At 69.5% G+C, this 15,191-nt stretch carries 12 protein-coding genes; 6 read left to right on the forward strand and 6 right to left on the reverse strand.

Annotated elements, in window-relative coordinates; genetic code table 11:
• Window positions 1–129: 129 nt before the first annotated feature.
• The 5 genes from AC1DP3_RS13420 (at window position 130) to AC1DP3_RS13440 (ending at window position 7,052) form a co-directional block, all read left to right on the forward strand.
• Window positions 130–1,335: an LLM class flavin-dependent oxidoreductase gene (locus AC1DP3_RS13420; RefSeq protein WP_477294049.1), complete on the forward strand. Its 1,206-nt coding sequence runs from the start codon at window positions 130–132 to the stop codon at window positions 1,333–1,335.
• Window positions 1,332–2,687 carry an NtaA/DmoA family FMN-dependent monooxygenase gene (locus tag AC1DP3_RS13425; protein ID WP_477294051.1) on the forward strand — a complete coding sequence of 452 codons (1,356 nt, stop codon included), beginning with the start codon at window positions 1,332–1,334 and terminating at the stop codon, window positions 2,685–2,687. Before AC1DP3_RS13420 ends, AC1DP3_RS13425 begins: the two co-directional genes overlap by 4 nt.
• A complete protein-coding gene (locus AC1DP3_RS13430) occupies window positions 2,684–4,669 on the forward strand; it encodes an FAD/NAD(P)-binding protein (protein ID WP_477294053.1) in 1,986 nt (661 codons plus the stop codon). The genes AC1DP3_RS13425 and AC1DP3_RS13430 overlap by 4 nt, the downstream gene beginning before the upstream one ends.
• A gap of 62 nt (window positions 4,670–4,731) precedes the next feature.
• Window positions 4,732–5,370, forward strand: a complete 639-nt coding sequence (locus tag AC1DP3_RS13435; protein ID WP_477294055.1) for a TetR/AcrR family transcriptional regulator — start codon at window positions 4,732–4,734, stop codon at window positions 5,368–5,370.
• Window positions 5,370–7,052, forward strand: coding sequence for an MDR family MFS transporter (locus tag AC1DP3_RS13440; protein WP_477294057.1), 1,683 nt, complete (start codon window positions 5,370–5,372; stop codon window positions 7,050–7,052). The genes AC1DP3_RS13435 and AC1DP3_RS13440 overlap by 1 nt, the downstream gene beginning before the upstream one ends.
• 43 nt (window positions 7,053–7,095) lie before the next feature.
• Here the strand turns inward: AC1DP3_RS13440 and AC1DP3_RS13445 are convergent, their stop codons facing one another.
• From AC1DP3_RS13445 to AC1DP3_RS13470, 6 genes are all read right to left on the reverse strand, one after another.
• A complete protein-coding gene (locus tag AC1DP3_RS13445) occupies window positions 7,096–7,929 on the reverse strand; it encodes a Cof-type HAD-IIB family hydrolase (RefSeq protein WP_477294058.1) in 834 nt (277 codons plus the stop codon).
• A gap of 17 nt (window positions 7,930–7,946) precedes the next feature.
• Window positions 7,947–8,822 (reverse strand): phosphatase PAP2 family protein, encoded by an 876-nt coding sequence (locus AC1DP3_RS13450; protein WP_477294060.1) that lies wholly within the window; start codon window positions 8,820–8,822, stop codon window positions 7,947–7,949.
• 46 nt (window positions 8,823–8,868) lie between these two features.
• Window positions 8,869–9,417: an HPP family protein gene (locus tag AC1DP3_RS13455; protein WP_477294061.1), complete on the reverse strand. Its 549-nt coding sequence runs from the start codon at window positions 9,415–9,417 to the stop codon at window positions 8,869–8,871.
• Window positions 9,414–9,872, reverse strand: coding sequence for a ferritin family protein (locus tag AC1DP3_RS13460; RefSeq protein WP_477294063.1), 459 nt, complete (start codon window positions 9,870–9,872; stop codon window positions 9,414–9,416). The genes AC1DP3_RS13455 and AC1DP3_RS13460 overlap by 4 nt, the downstream gene beginning before the upstream one ends.
• A complete protein-coding gene (locus AC1DP3_RS13465) occupies window positions 9,872–12,436 on the reverse strand; it encodes a molybdopterin oxidoreductase family protein (protein ID WP_477294066.1) in 2,565 nt (854 codons plus the stop codon). Before AC1DP3_RS13465 ends, AC1DP3_RS13460 begins: the two co-directional genes overlap by 1 nt.
• A gap of 445 nt (window positions 12,437–12,881) precedes the next feature.
• Window positions 12,882–13,892 carry a glycerophosphodiester phosphodiesterase family protein gene (locus AC1DP3_RS13470; RefSeq protein WP_477294068.1) on the reverse strand — a complete coding sequence of 337 codons (1,011 nt, stop codon included), beginning with the start codon at window positions 13,890–13,892 and terminating at the stop codon, window positions 12,882–12,884.
• Between the two features lie 153 nt (window positions 13,893–14,045).
• Between AC1DP3_RS13470 and AC1DP3_RS13475 the strand changes: the two genes are divergently transcribed.
• On the forward strand, window positions 14,046–14,963 hold the full coding sequence (locus AC1DP3_RS13475) for a Bax inhibitor-1/YccA family protein (RefSeq protein WP_477294070.1): 918 nt from the start codon (window positions 14,046–14,048) through the stop codon (window positions 14,961–14,963).
• The last annotated feature ends 228 nt before the right edge of the window (window positions 14,964–15,191 follow it).

Genomic DNA, 15,191 nt, shown 5'->3' on the forward strand with positions numbered 1-15,191 from the left:
CCCGCGGTCCCCTTCGTAACCGAACGTTGCGCTGCGCTACCCCGCATGACGTGCGGACTTGGGTCGCCCGAGACATCGCGCCACAGTGTGACGGGCGCGGGTTCCGCGCTTCCGGAAGGAGCCCTGGAGATGACCGAGCGAGTGCACATCGCGATCGCCCTCGATGGCGCGGGATGGCATCCCGCTGCCTGGCGCGAGCCGTCGGCACGCCCGACGGAACTGACCTCGCCGCGGTACTGGCGCGATCTCCTCGTGAGCGCCGACCGCCCGGAGATCGCCTTCGCCACGATCGAAGACGCCCTGAGCCTCGAGGGACGCTCGTTCGGAGAAGACAGCGAGCTTCGCCCCGATCGGGTTCGCGGCCGACTGGATGCCGTGCTTCTCGCGTCGTTCCTCGCGCCCCTCACGCAGACGATCGGGCTGGTCCCGACCGTCACCACGACCCATCCCGAGCCCTTCCACCTCGCCACCGGGCTCCAGACCCTCGACCACGCCAGCGGAGGCCGCGCGGGCGCACGGATCGTCGCGGGGTCCTCGCCGCAGGAGCGCGCGAACTTCGGTCGCCGCACCGACGGACCCACGGGCTTCCCGGCCTCCGGTCGCGTCGAGGACGACGGCGCCTGGGTCGCCGCGTTCCGCGAGGCCGGCGAGGTCGTCGAGGCGATCCGCGGCCTCGCCGACTCGTGGGAGGACGACGCGATCATCCGCGACCTCGAGACGGGCCGCTTCCTCGACCGCGAGCGGGTCCACAACCTCGACTTCTCCGGCGAGTTCTTCTCGATCACCGGCGCATCGATCGTGCCCCGTTCGCCGCAGGGTCAGCCGCTCATCACCGCGCTCGCGCATCAGACGATCCCCTACCGGTTCGCCGCCGAGCACGCCGATGTCGTCTTCATCACGCCGCAGGATGCCGGCGACGCCAGAGCGATCCTCGACGAGCTCGGCGAAGCGGCATCCGAGGTCCGGCTCGAGCCGGAACCTCTGCGCGTCTTCGCCGATCTGCTCGTCGTGATCGAGGAGACTGCACCCGCCGCGTCGGCCGCCTGGCACCGCCTGCAGGAGAACGACCCCCTCGTGACGGATGCCCGCATCGTGGTCGGCACGCCCGACGACGTGATCGCCGAGATCCGAGCTCTCGCCGAGGCAGGCGTCGACGGCGTCCGCCTGCGTCCGGCTCGCCTGCCCGCCGACCTCACGGCGATCACCGAGCACGTCGTCCCGCGCGCGAGCGCGGCCGGCATCCTCCATTCCGATCTCGCCACACCGACGCTGCGCGAGCGACTGGGCCTCCCCCGTCGAGCCAGCCGCTACGCCGCACAGGAGGTCTCCGCATGAGCCGTCGACAGATCCACCTCGCCGCGCACTTCCCGGGCGTCAACAACACGACGGTGTGGACCGATCCCTCGTCCGGCAGCCAGATCGACTTCTCGTCGTTCGAGCATTTCGCGCGCAACGCCGAGCGAGGGCTGTTCGACTACCTGTTCCTCGCCGAGGGCCTCCGGCTGCGCGAGCATCGCGGGCGGATCCATGACCTGGACGTCCTGGGCCGGCCCAACACGCTCGCGATCCTCGCCGCGATCGCCGCGGTCACCGAGCACATCGGTCTCGTGGGAACGCTCAGCACCACGTTCAACGAGCCGTACGAGCTCGCGCGGCAACTCAGCACCCTGGATCACCTCTCGAACGGCCGCGCAGGCTGGAATGCCGTCACCAGCTCGGATGCCTTCCACGGTGCCAACTTCCGTCGTGGCGGCTATCTCGCCCACGGCGATCGGTACCGCCGCGCCAGCGAGTTCGCCGCGCTGTCCAAGCAGCTCTGGTCGTCCTGGCGCGCGGATGCGATCGAGGCGGATGCCGAGTCCGGCGTCTTCCTGCGTGACCACGCGGTCGAGGTCGCGCGCCACCACACGGATCTCTTCGACGTCGACGCGCTGTTCGACGTGCCGGCCTCGCCGCAGGGCCGCCCGGTGATCGTCCAGGCCGGCGACTCCGCCGACGGTCGCGACTTCGCCACCGAGCACGCCGATGTCATCTTCTCCCTGCACACCGAGTTCGAGGACGCACAGGAGTTCTACCGCGACGTGAAGGAGCGGCTTCCCGCGGTGGGCCGCGAGGAGGACGACCTGAAGATCCTTCCGGCGGCGACCTTCGTCCTCGGCGACACGGCCGACGAGGCCCGCGAGCGCTCACGAGAGATCGCACTCGCCCAGGTGCGGCCGGAGACCGCGATCACCTACCTCGAGCAGGTGTGGAACCGCGACTTCAGCGGCTACGACCCCGACGGCCCGCTGCCCGATGTCGAGCCCGACACGGGCCCCGAGTCGGCGCAGGGCTTCGCCAATCGGCACGCGGCGGTGCGCGGCCGGATCGCGAAGCTTCGCGAGGTGGCGGATGCCGAGAAGCTGAGCATCCGGGACCTGATCATCCGGATCACGGCGAACCACACCTTCGTGGGCACGCCGCAGCACGTGGCGTCCGAGATCGACCGCTACGTGCAGGAGCGCGCCACCGACGGCTTCACCGTCGTGGGCCACCTGACCCCCCACGGACTCGATGAGTTCACCGACCGCGTCATCCCGCTCCTGCAGGAGCGGGGCTCGTACCGCACCTCGTACGACGAGGGTGCGACCCTCCGCGACCTGCTCGACCTTCCGTCGGTCGCGCAGCCCGTGCCGGTGAGCGGATGACGGCAGAGCCGACCCGTACGAACGCGCCCGCCCCGATTCGTCTGGTCTCGGTCGGGGGTGGGCCACGGGCCGCGATGCTGCTCGAGCGGCTCCTCGCGCACCTCGACGGCTCGAGCACGGCGGTGGACATCACCATCGTCGATCCGCATCCGCCCGGTGCGGGTCGGATCTGGCGGCGCGATCAGTCCGGCCTTCTCAAGCTCAACTCCATGGCGCAGGACGTCACGGTGTTCACCGACGACAGCTGCACCATCGATGGTCCTGTCCGGACCGGCCCGTCGCTGATCGAGTGGGCGGAGCGCGTGCGGAGCGGCATCCTGAAGGATGTCGACATTCAGGATGCCGGCGTCCTGGATGAAGTGCGTTCCCTCCGGGGCGACAGCTTTCCGACGCGTCGTCTGCAGAGCTTCTACCTGGACTGGTTCTGGCGCACGACGGCCGCCGCCGCGCCGGCAGCGGTGTCGGTGCGCTGGCGCGAGGACTCCGTCACGGCCGTGAGCGAGCAGGGCGCCGGCTACTCGATCGAGCTCGCCGGCGGCGACCGGCTCACGGCCGACGTCGTCGTGTACGCGGTGGGGCACAATGCCCGCCGGCCTGCCGAGTCCACCTCGGCGCTCGCCGACGAGGCGGCACGCCACGGCCTCACCTACATCCCGCCCGCTTTCACCGCGGATGCCGACCACTCGACGATCGCGGCCGGCGAGGACACGATCATCCGAGGGCTGGGCCTCGCCGCCGTGGATCTCATCGTCCTGCTGACGGAGGGGCGCGGCGGGTGCTTCGTCCGGAAGGCCGACGGGACGCTGGCGTATCTGCCGTCGGGAGACGAGCCGCGTCTGCACCTGGGGTCACGGCGGGGCGTGCCCTACCGCTCCAAGGTGTCGTCTGTTCTTCAAGGAGCGCCGCCGGAGCTCGGGGTCCTCACGAAGGAGGCGCTGAGCGGCCTGCTCGATCGGCCGGGTCTGGTGGACTTCGACACAGACGTCTGGCCCCTCATCGCCCGCGAACTCGTCTGGGCGCACTACCGCGAGCTCTTCACGGGACACCCCGAGCGCGTGCACGGCTCCTGGGCGGAGTTCCGCCGTCTGCTCGGCGACTACGCGGACGACGCCCCCGCGCTCGCCCGCGCGACAGCGGCCTTCGTGCCCGATCCGCTCGATCGCTTCGATGTCGCTCGGTTCGACCGTCCGCTCGGCGACGAGACGTTCGTCTCGGACGACGACCTTCAGGAGCGCATCCGCCGGCACATCGCCGACGACCTGACTGTGCGCACCACCCAGGATCGCAGCAGCGCCCAGGCCGTGTTCCTCGCCGCCCTCTTCTCGTTCATGGCCCTCGCCGACATTCCGACCGAACGCTGGAGCGCCCGCTCGCGCGCGGTCGCACTGCCCCTCACCTGGCACACCTTCTTCAGCTACCTCGCGAGCGGTCCCCCGTCGCACCGGCTGGAGGAGCTCGTCGCGCTGTCTCACGCGGGCATCGTGCATTTCCTGGGGCCCGAGGTCACCGTGCGGATCGACCCTTCCCGCGGGTTCGTGGCATCGAGCGCGCAGGCCCCTGGCGAGGTCACGGCGCGCACCCTCGTCGACGCGTGGCTGCCGGGCTCCGGCGCCGCGGTGAGCGAGAACCCTGCTCTGCGGCAGCTCGCGCTCTTCCACGGACGAGAGCTGCACGTCTCGGATGCCTCGTTCGCGGGCTCGCTCGGCCGCATCGAGGTCGGTCCGACGGGGCGGGTCCTGCGCCACGACGGATCTGCGCACGAGCGCCTGTTCGCGCTGGGTCCCTTCACCTCGCTCACCGAGTCGGGCGCCTTCACGCGCCCCCGCTCGAACGCGCTCTCGCTGCGGCAGACCGATGCGATCGCCGGCGAGATCGCCGCACAGCTCGGGCTGCTCTCGCGGACGGAGGCTCTGGCGTCCACCGACGCGTGGTCGGATCTCGACAGCATCCCGTCGCCGGAAGACGTCCTCGTCCTCGACTGACCCCGCCTGGCCCTTGGAGGCCGGATTTGCACTAACTCACACCGAGTGCAAAGATACACTCCATGTCAGATAGTGCAGATTCGCTTCGCGATCGTCGTCGCGTCGAGACCACTCGCAGTCTGATCAGGGTCGCACGCCACTACACCGCCGAGCGCGGACTCCACGGCTTCACCGTCGAAGAGCTGTGCAGCGAGGCCGCCGTGTCCCGCCGCACCTTCTTCAACTACTTCGCCTCCAAGGACGACGCGGTCCTCGGCCTCCCCCTCGACCGCTCGGATGCCGCAGCCGTGGCCCACTTCCTCACCTCGGGCGAGAACGGTCCGCGCATCTCGTCGACCCTCCTGACAGACCTCGCCGTGCTCGCCCAGGAGCGGTGGCAGGCGCTCGACATCGCACCCGACACCGTCGCCGACCTGCTGCGAGCGGTCGACAAGGAGCCGCGGCTGCTCGGACGGATGCTGGAGGCCGGCGTCGAGAGCGAGAAGTTCGACGTGCGCCTCATCGAGCAGCGCGAGAACCTGCCCGCGGGCGACCTCCGCGCCCAGGCCGCCGCCCAGGTCGTCGGCGCCATCGCGCGCGCCGCAACGGGCGAGTTCCTGCAGCCGGGCAACTCCGACACCTTCATCGACATCTTCGAGCGCCGCATCGTCGCTGCGCGTGACCTCTTCGCCACGCAAGCCACTCTGATGGGAACCCTGTGATGTCCACCGCCACCATTCCGACCTCCCGGTCGGTCGAGAGCCCGCTCCTGCTGACGCAGCGGCGGATCTGGATCATCTTCTCCGCGCTGATCGCGGGGATGCTGCTCTCCAGCCTCGACCAGACCATCGTCTCGACCGCGATGCCCACCATCGTCGGCGAACTCGGCGGCGTCTCGCACCAGGTGTGGATCTCGACCGCATACATCCTCGCGACGACGATCGTGATGCCGATCTACGGCAAGCTCGGTGACGTCCTCGGCCGCCGCCGCCTCTTCATCGCGGCGATCGCGATCTTCACCCTCGCTTCGGTCGGCTGCGCGTTCGCGAGCGACTTCTGGATGTTCGTCGTCTTCCGCGCCATCCAGGGCCTCGGCGGCGGCGGGCTCATGATCCTGTCGCAGGCGATCATCGCCGACATCGTGCCTGCCAACCAGCGCGGCAAGTACCTCGGACCGCTCGGTGCGGTCTTCGGCCTCGCCGCTGTCGCCGGCCCCCTGCTCGGCGGCTTCTTCGTCGATCACCTCACCTGGCAGTGGGCGTTCTACATCAACATCCCGGTCGGCATCGCCGCCTTCTTCATCGCCGTGTTCGCCCTCAAGCTGCCGAACAAGAAGGCCGAGAAGCCCATCGACTGGCTGGGCGTGGTCTTCCTCTCTGCCGCGACCACCTGCATCGTCTTCTTCGCCGACTTCGGCGGCTCGTCCGAGCAGGGCTGGGATTCCTGGTCGACGTGGGCGTGGGGCGCCGGGTTCGTGCTCAGCGCCGGGCTGTTCATCCTCACCGAGTCCCGCGCGGCCGACCCGATCATGCCGCTGTCGATGTTCCGCAACCCGATCTTCGTCAACGCCACCGCCATCGGCATGGCGATCGGCATCGGGATGTTCGCGGCGATCGGCTTCGTTCCGACCTTCCTCCAGATGTCGTCGGGAACGTCGGCCGCGGCATCCGGTCTGCTCATGCTCCCGATGATGGTCGGCGTCATGGKCACCGCGATCGGCTCGGGACTCCTCATCACCAAGACCGGCCGCTACAAGTTCTTCCCGATCGCCGGCACGTTCATCGTCGGCGTCGCGATGATCCTGATGACGACCCTCAGCGCCTCGACTCCGATCTGGCTGATCTGCGTCTACCTGTTCCTCTTCGGCGTCGGTCTCGGCTGCATCATGCAGGTCGTCGTGCTGATCGTTCAGAACGCGGTCCCGGCCTCCGACATCGGAACCGCGACCTCGACGAACAACTACTTCCGTGAAGTGGGCGCGGCGCTCGGCACCGCGGTCTTCGGAACCCTGTTCACCACCCGCCTCACCGAGAACCTGACGAAGGTGTTCACCGATGCCGGAGCGTCGGCCGATCAGGCCGGCGAAGCCACCGCGACCATCGACCCGTCCGCCCTGAACGACCTGCCGCAGGCTCTGCGCGACGGCGTCGTCACCGCCTACGCGGACGCCCTGGCCCCGGTGTTCTGGTACCTCGTGCCGTTCATCGCGGTCGCCTTCGTGCTGGCGCTCTTCCTCAAGGAGATCCCCCTCTCGGACGTCGCCGGGCTCGTCGCGCGCGGCGAGGCGATCGGCGGCGAAGAGGCCGAGCGCCTCGAGGCCGAGCAGCGAGCTGGAGCTTCGGGTGCCCGCATCGGCGATGCGAGCACACCCCCGGCAGGCGAAGACGAGCTCAGCGTCCGCTGACGCTGATCAGGCCCGCCCCGTCGAACGGACCGGGCGGGCCCGATCAGACCAGGCCGTGCAGGCGGAACGCGACCGCGACGCCGTCCTCGTCGACCGAGGACGTGATCTCGTCCGCACGTTCCTTCACCGCGGCATCCGCGTTCCCCATGGCGATCGCGAGCGCCACCACGTCGAACATCTCGAGGTCGTTGGCGCTGTCTCCGATCGCGACGGTGTCGGCCATGCTGAGGCCGAGCTTCTGCACGAGCCGGACCACCGCCGAGCCCTTGTTTATCCCGGCGAGGGTCACCTCACCGCCGGCCTCGCCGAGGTACGGGATGGTGCCGGTGATGACGTGGAAGCGGTCGCCGACAGCATCCCGGACCTGCGCGAAGGTCGTCTCGTGCTCGCCGAAGAAGCTCGCCTTCGCGACCGCGTCACGGGGTGCGGGACCGCGGTAGGTGAACTCCCGCGCCATGCGCGCACCCTCGCCCTCGTCATCGCCGAGATGGATGCCGATCCGGCCGAAGATCGGCGTCAGGCGCTCGAGCAGGCCTTGGCTGGGGTAGACGCCCTCGTATCCCTGCATCGCGTACTCGACCCCGCGCGCATGGAACAGCTCGGACAGCTCGTCGACAGCTGCAGCGGGCATCGTGCTGCGCCCCACGAGCTCTCCGCCGTGCTCGATGAATCCGCCGCTCGCCGAGATCACTCCGTCGAAACCGAGATCCGTCACATTGGCGGGGATCTCGACGGGCGAACGTCCGGTGCTCAGGAAGAGCAGATGCCCGTTGGCGCGGGCAAGCCTGACCGCCTCGGCGACCGCGGGGGAGAGCTGCTGGTCGTGGCCGACGAGCGTTCCGTCGACGTCGAGGAAGACGATGCGGCTGCTGGTCATGCCTCGATTCTGGGCCCTCATGCCCCCTCGACGGCCACCGTTCCGGGATCCCGGGCATCGGGATCGTGCCCGATCCGCTGCTCGCGGGTCTTCCGCACCGTCAGGTAGAGGCGATGCGCGGTGATCACGAGCGCGAGCCAGGCGAGGCCGAGGCAGAAGGCCGCAAGGACATCGGTGAACCAGTGGTGCCCGAGATACACCCGTGTCGACGCGATGGTCAGTGCGAAGGCGAAGGCGACGGCGCCGATCGTGATCCTGCTCCACTGATGGTGCCGGCGCAGGATGAGGAGGTACGCGATGATCCCCGCGATCACCACGGCGTTGAGCGTGTGGCCGCTGGGGAACGAGGGCGAGCTCTCGAAGGGAGGCACCGCGTCGGCGAGCGACGGACGCGTCCGGCCGATCAGCCGCTTGCCCACGACCGTCATCAGGAGCGACCCCGTGCCCGCCGCGAGGATCAGGATCACCGGGGTCCAGGAGCGCCGCCGGAGGGCGAGCACGACCATCACGACGATGGCGATGATCGGCATGACGATGACGCCGCCCAGGTCGGTGAAGGCCGTTGCGGCGACATTGAGCCAGGGCGAGCGGATGCCGATCGCGGCGTCGAGCATCGGCTCGTCGAGGCCCGCGACACCGTCGGATTCGGTCACGGCCTCGTACACCTGGGCAGCGGCCGCCGCGAGAGCGACCACGGCGACCATGCCGATGAGCAGCGTGACGACAAGAGTGGCATGGGGTCCGAGCCACGCATCGATCCGATGCGCGAGGGCGGCGAGCCTGCGCCCGAACGGGGTGTACCAGGTGGCGAGGTCCTTACCACCGACCACCCGGTCCTGTGCGAGTTCCCCCGCGACGCCCTTCTCCGGCTGCCCGCTGGGCGTATCGGTCACTGCTGTGCCCCTCTGGTCTTCGCCGGCTGCGCGCTTCGTTCATCCGTCACTGTTGTTCCGCCTTCATCTTCGCCGGTCGTGTGCCGAGCAGCACATTGAGCCCCCAGCCCAGAATGGTGATGAGGATCACCGCGCCCATCATCGAGAGCAGCTGGGGGAGCGTCGTCAGGATTCCCAGGCTCACGATCAGCGTGGATGCCCCGGCCGGCGGATGCGGCAGCTTGAGCAGCGTCAGCACCAGGGTGGTGAGCACGACCGACAGCGTCCCGGCCATCACGTAACCGGGGGTCAGGCCTCCGATGGGTGCCGGCTGCTGCCCGGCGAGCCCGAAGGCCAGGAAGCAGGCGATTCCGGCCAGAATGCCGACGCCGTGCCCCACGATCGTGTTCAGCGGGCGGGACGCCGGCTGCTCCGGAGCCTCGAAGAACAGCATCACCGTGGGACCGAGACTGGGGAAGAGCCACGGCTGGTGCGTCAGCAGTCCGACGACCCCTGTCGCGGCGAGCACGACGATGGTGAGCACGACCGCGTACCCGGCGGCGCCGACGGCGCCGAACCGCTCCTTCGACCGCTCGAGCAGGCTGGGCGCGCTCATGATGCCACGATCAGCGCCTGCGGCGCCGCCTGCTTCAGTCGCGTGCTGAGCCACGCGAGCTGCACTGTCGTCTCACCCTCGCAGTCCTGGACGATGCCCACCAGCTCGCTGTCGCGCAGGCCCTCTGCGGCCTGCTTGACGGCGGTCCAGGTGATGTCGACCAGGCTCGCCAGAAGGTAGAGGTCCTGCAGGTCGCGCAGCAGGCCGAGGGGCCCGCTGCGCGTGGACGAGAGCCCCGCCGCGTGCAGCCGCTCGGGCTCATCCGCGGGCTTCTCGCCGTACCGCTCGATGACCGGGGCGAGGGCCGCGACATGCTCGTCGCACTTCGCCGCGAGCGTCTGGCAGAGATGGAACACGTCGGGCTCGTCGCCGTGACCCCGCGCGACCTCGCGGAACGATTCGGCGAGCGCCCTCTCGGATCCTTCGAGGAGACCGAGGTAGACCGGCAGCAGCATCAGGATTCCTTCCTCATCGGTGACGTCGGCGCGATCCGCTCGCCCCGCATCGGGGACGTCGGCGTTATCCGCTCGCCCCGCATCGGGGACGTCGGCGTCATCCGCTCGCCCCTTATCGGTGACGTCGGCGCGATCCGCTCGCCGGCGTCGGCATCCGCTCCCCCGACCGTTGCGGGAACCGCGGTGGGTGCGGCGGGCCGCGATGCCGTGGTGGTCGGAGCGGGTGCGGGTGCATCGGCAGCTGACAGCCACTCGACCCGCACCGCCGCGTTCTTGAACAGCGGCTGCTTCGACACGGGGTCCCACTCGGTGATCGTCAGCTCGTTCGCAGCAGTGGGCCTGCCGTCCGGCGCAGAATCACCGGCATCCCAGTACCCGTAGTGGAAGGGGGCGAACACCGTGCCCTCGCGCACATCGCCGACGCGGGCCGGAGCGATGATGGTGCCGCGACGGGAGTGGACGCCGACGATGTCGCCTTCGCCGACGCCGAGGCGCTGGGCATCCGCTTGCGACAACTCGACCCAGGCGGCGGGGGCGGCACGGTTCAGCTGACGAGCGCGGCCGGTGCGGGTGCGGGTGTGGAAGTGATAGGCCGTCCGCCCGTTGGTGAAGATCAGCGGATAGGCGGCGTCGGGCGGCTCGTGCGGCGGAGAGTACTTCGCCGCCTTGATGATCGCGCGGCCGTGGGTCTCGAGTGCGCGGAACTTCTCCTCGCCGAGTTCCGCTCCGGTCACGAGGTCGTGCCCGAAGTTCTCGCAGTAGTCCGGCTCGCTCGGGAACACCCCGTCGCTGTACAGCCGCTCGAGCCCGTCGGGGTGCTCGTCGTTGCACGGCCAGGGGATGCCGCTCGGCCCCCTCAGACGCTCGTAGCTGAGACCCGTGTAGTCGCAGGGGCGGCCGCGACTGCACTCCTGCCAGGCGCGGAAACCGTCCTCCGGCCCGTCCCATTCCAGCAGGGGGCGCCCGGACAGGGTCGTGAAGCCCATCCGCCGCGAATAGTCCAGGAAGATGTCGAGGTCGCTTCGCGCTTCGCCCGGCGGGTCCACGGCCTTCTCGGACAGGTGCACCACGCGGTCGGCATTCGTGAAGGTGCCCGTCTTCTCTCCCCAGCCCGCGGCCGGCAGGACCACATCCGCGTAGGCGGTCGTCTCCGTGAGGTAGAGATCCTGCACCACGAGGAAGAGGCTCTCCTTCGCCAGGATGCCGCGGATCCGCTCGAGTTCGGGCAGCGAGACGGCGGGGTTCGTCGCCGACACCCACAGGAACTCGACACTCCCCTGCTCGGCGTAGCGGAAGATCTGCATCGCGTGCGTGGGAGGCGCCCAGTGCGGGATGACGGCGGGGTCGACGTCCCAGAGCGCCGCGAGCTCCTTGACGTGCGAGGAGTTGCTCCAGTTGCGGAAGCCGGGAAGGTCGCCGTCCGCGCCGCACTCGCGATTGTTCTGCGCTGTGGGCTGACCGTTCATCTGAAGGATGCCGCAGCCCGGGGCGCCCAGCATCCCGCGCAGCAGGTGCAGGTTGTTGACCTGGCACGAGGCGGCGGTCGCCTGGTTGGACTGGTAGAAGCCCTGGAGCACGGTCGAGAGCACGCGCTCGCTCGTCCCGAAGATGCGCGCGGCCTCGCGCACGTCGTCGGCGCTCACTGCGCACGTCTCGGCAACGGCCTCGGGGGTCCACGGCGCGATCGCCTTCTGGAGCGCGTCGAAGCCCACGGTGTGCGCCGCGACATAGTCCTCGTCAACCCAGCCGTTCGCGATGACCTCGCGGATCAGGCCGTTCATGAGCGCCACATTGGTGCCCGGCTTGATGGGCAGATGCACGTCGGCGACGCGGGCGACCTCGGTGTCGCGGGGGTCGACGCACACCACGAGCGGGCGGTCAGGGCCCGCGAGGCGGTCGAGCACCCGCGCCCAGAGCACCGTCTGCGTCTCCGCCATGTTGTGGCCGTAGAGGAAGATCGCGTCGCAGTGGTCGATGTCCTCGTACGTGCCCGGCTGGCCGTCAGCTCCGAAGCTCTCCTTCATGGCGGTCGCCGCGGTCGCGGTGCACAGGCGCGTGTTGCCGTCCATGTGCGGGGTGCCGATTCCGGCTTTGCCCACGATCGCGAGCGCGTAGTACTCCTCGAGGAAGAGCTGTCCGCTCGTGTAGAAGGCGTGGCTGAGCGGCCCCTTCTCGTCGAGCAGCGCGCGGCTGCGCTCGACGATCCGCGTCATGGCGGTGTCCCAGTCCGTCTCGACGAGCTCCCCGTCGACGCGGATCAGGGGCTTGGTCAGCCGATCGGGGTTGCTCACTCCCTGCCACGATCCGAAGAGTCCCTTGGGGCCGAGGCGGCCGTGGTTCACGCGGTCGCCGGCACGGCCCCGCACTCCCACCATGCGGCCGTCCTTGACGGCGATGTCGCACGCGCAGCCGTTGCTGCAGAGGGTGCACGCCGACTGCACCCACCGGTCGACGTCCTCGTCCCCGAGGCCCTCCGCAAGCTTCTGATCGACACGGATGGGCCAGTCCTGTCCACGACCGAAGGGGGTCCGTCCTCCCCAGATGTCGGCGATCCTGTCGACCATGCGCTCCCCCGCTCTCGTTCTCCGGCCTGCCCTGCGTCGGGAGCGTCCTCATGACGCGCAAACCTCAGGCAGGCGCTGCCTCCGATCATCGGTCCGCCTCACAGCAATCGGCAGGGGCTTGCGGAGCGTGCGCGTTGGTGGCAACGCGGGCTGATTTCGAGGGATGTACACAACGGCGGGGATCGTGCCCGGCGCGCGGGACAGGGGTCGGCGCGTCGCCCGAAATCCCCGCCGTTGTGCACAGGATGCCGGCAGCGCCGAGTCGAGCCGCCCCTCTGACCGGATGCAGCTCAGGCCTCGCGCGCGGTTCCGGGATCCCCCTGATTCCGAGGGGCTTGTACACAACCGCGGGGATCGTGCGCGGCGCGCGGGCCACGGGTCGGCGCGTCGCCCGCATTCCCCGCCGTTGTGCACGGGATGCCGCCGCCCAGCGGCCACGCGCAACTCAGGCGCGGAAGAACTCGACGCCCAGATCCGGGTGGTCGACGAAGACGCCGTCGATGCCGGCATCCCGGATCACCGACCACTCCGACTCCCAGTCGCCGAACGCGGACGGGCCGCCCTTCCCTCGGAACTGCCCGACGAGGAAGGCGTTCTCGGGCCGACAGGTCCAGGTGAACACCTGCAGCCCGCGCGCGTGCGCGTCCGCGACGACGTCGGTCGGCCCCGTGATCCGGCCCAGCCGGTCGGGCGCGAGGATCATGCGGCGATCGACGCTGATCCCGTCGACATTGCCGATGAGCGCGTCGAGCCCCGCCGGCGCCGCCGTCTGCGCATACGTGAGCGCGGCCTTGCCCTGCACCGAGGCGAGGTCGAACGGACGCCCACCCGACTCGAGCAGATAGATGTAGGCGCCCCGGATGCCGCGCTCCCGCAGCTGCCCGAGCACCGTCGACTCGAACGACTCGATGATCAGCGGCAGCTCGCCGCTCGCCCAGCCGGCGGCGTGGAGCTCGTCGTCGATGAGGGCGGCCAGGTCCCAGCCCAGGCCGCCGAAGTAGGTCGCGTGCTTGATCTCGAGGACGACGCCGATCTCGCGTCCCTGCTCGAGCGAGGCATCCCGCACGAGGTCGAGCACATCGCGCAGGCTGAGGATGCGCTGCTGATCGTCGAAAGTCGCGCTCGTCTGCCGGATCTTGGGCAGCCGCTCCCGGCAGCGCAGCGTCGCGAGCTCATCCCACGTGAAGTCCTCGGTGAACCAGCCGGTGAGGTCCGCGCCGTCCACGGTCTTCGTCGTGCGTCGATCCGCGAATTCGGGCCGGGTGGCGACATCCGTCGTCGAGCCGATCTCGTTCTCGTGCCGCACGACGAGCACGCCGTCGCGCGAGACCACGATGTCGGGCTCGACGGCATCGACCCCCATGGCCAGTGCGAGGTCGTACGAGGAGCGGGAATGCTCGGGCCGGTAACCGGGAGCACCGCGATGCCCGATGACGAGTGGGCGAGGACGCGGCATGCGCCCCAGGGTAGTCCGCGGTCGCATGCCCACGTCCTCGGTGTCGCTCCCTCAAAGGGGTCTCACAGACCAGACCGGAGGAAGGGTGCCCTGATTCGGTTATCGTTGAGCCACAGCACCGTGCTGCAACCTACTTATGGAGTGTGATCGGGAATGGCGTCGTCTAACCCCGCATTCAACAACCCCGCCTTCCAAGACCCGCGCGCCGTCAAGACCTACCCGGGTGGCCCGCAGGCTGCCAACCTGGGCGGCCCGACACAGTACGCCTCGACGTCGCACGCGGGAGTGAATGCCGCCGCCAATGCGCAACTCGAAGGCGCCTTCGTCGCTCCGTCGGCGAACGCCATCGACACCGGCCGCATGACGGTCGAGGACACCGTCCTCAAGACCCTCGGGCTCTTCGCCGTCCTCCTCGTCGCCGCTGTCGGCGGCTGGGTGTGGACCATGTCGCCGGTCACGGTGGCGAACCCCTACCCCACAATGACGCCGTGGATCGTCGGGGCGCTCGGCGGCTTCGTGCTCGCGATGGTCATCGCCTTCGGTTCGCGCAAGAAGATCCGCCCCGCGCTGATCTTCGGCTACGCGCTGTTCGAGGGCATCTTCGTCGGCGCCATCTCGGCATACTTCGAGTTCCTGTGGCCCGGCATCGTCGTCCAGGCGACGATCGCGACGCTCGCTGTCGTCGGCGTGACGCTGGCGCTGTTCGCGAGCGGCAAGGTGCGTGCCTCCAAGCGCGCCACCAAGGTGTTCATGATCGCGATGATCGGCTACCTCGTGTTCGCCCTCATCAACGTGGGCCTGATGCTCTTCAACGTTCCGATGGCAGCCGGCCCGTTCGGCATCTACAGCCAGGAGGTCTTCGGCATCCCCCTCGGCCTCATCATCGGCGTCCTCGTCGTCATCATGGCGGCGTACTCGCTCGTGCTCGACTTCGACCAGATCCAGCGGGGTGTCCGCAACGGCGCACCGCGTCAGCTCGGCTGGCTCGGCGCGTGGGGCATCATGGTGACGGTCGTGTGGCTGTACATCGAGATCCTGCGCATCCTCGCGATCCTGCGGGGCAGCAACTAGTCACTCTGTCTGCGCAAGAAGGGCCGTCCCCGTCGGGCGGCCCTTCTTCGTTCCCGGGCGCAACGGGCACCCGCCGTCCCCGCGCGCGTCCCCGCCGCTCGGCGGGCGGCCTCCCTCCGGCTCACGGTGGTACGAACTCAGGCTGAGATGCCCTTTCGCGCCCCCAAGCCGCCCGAATTGCCCGCTCAGCCTGAGTTCTTCACCGGACGCGCCCGAACCCGCGGTCGC

This window comes from Microbacterium sp. P5_B6, assembly GCF_056400345.1.

What these genes read in the sequence shown, in the direction of transcription:
- AC1DP3_RS13420 (WP_477294049.1), top strand. Translation starts at nt 130, where the DNA reads ATGACCGAGCGAGTGCACATCGCGATCGCCCTCGATGGCGCGGGATGG.
- AC1DP3_RS13425 (WP_477294051.1), top strand. Translation starts at nt 1,332, where the DNA reads ATGAGCCGTCGACAGATCCACCTCGCCGCGCACTTCCCGGGCGTCAAC.
- AC1DP3_RS13430 (WP_477294053.1), top strand. Translation starts at nt 2,684, where the DNA reads ATGACGGCAGAGCCGACCCGTACGAACGCGCCCGCCCCGATTCGTCTG.
- AC1DP3_RS13435 (WP_477294055.1), top strand. Translation starts at nt 4,732, where the DNA reads ATGTCAGATAGTGCAGATTCGCTTCGCGATCGTCGTCGCGTCGAGACC.
- AC1DP3_RS13445 (WP_477294058.1), bottom strand. Translation starts at nt 7,929, where the DNA reads ATGACCAGCAGCCGCATCGTCTTCCTCGACGTCGACGGAACGCTCGTC.
- AC1DP3_RS13455 (WP_477294061.1), bottom strand. Translation starts at nt 9,417, where the DNA reads ATGAGCGCGCCCAGCCTGCTCGAGCGGTCGAAGGAGCGGTTCGGCGCC.
- AC1DP3_RS13460 (WP_477294063.1), bottom strand. Translation starts at nt 9,872, where the DNA reads ATGCTGCTGCCGGTCTACCTCGGTCTCCTCGAAGGATCCGAGAGGGCG.
- AC1DP3_RS13465 (WP_477294066.1), bottom strand. Translation starts at nt 12,436, where the DNA reads ATGGTCGACAGGATCGCCGACATCTGGGGAGGACGGACCCCCTTCGGT.
- AC1DP3_RS13470 (WP_477294068.1), bottom strand. Translation starts at nt 13,892, where the DNA reads ATGCCGCGTCCTCGCCCACTCGTCATCGGGCATCGCGGTGCTCCCGGT.
- AC1DP3_RS13475 (WP_477294070.1), top strand. Translation starts at nt 14,046, where the DNA reads ATGGCGTCGTCTAACCCCGCATTCAACAACCCCGCCTTCCAAGACCCG.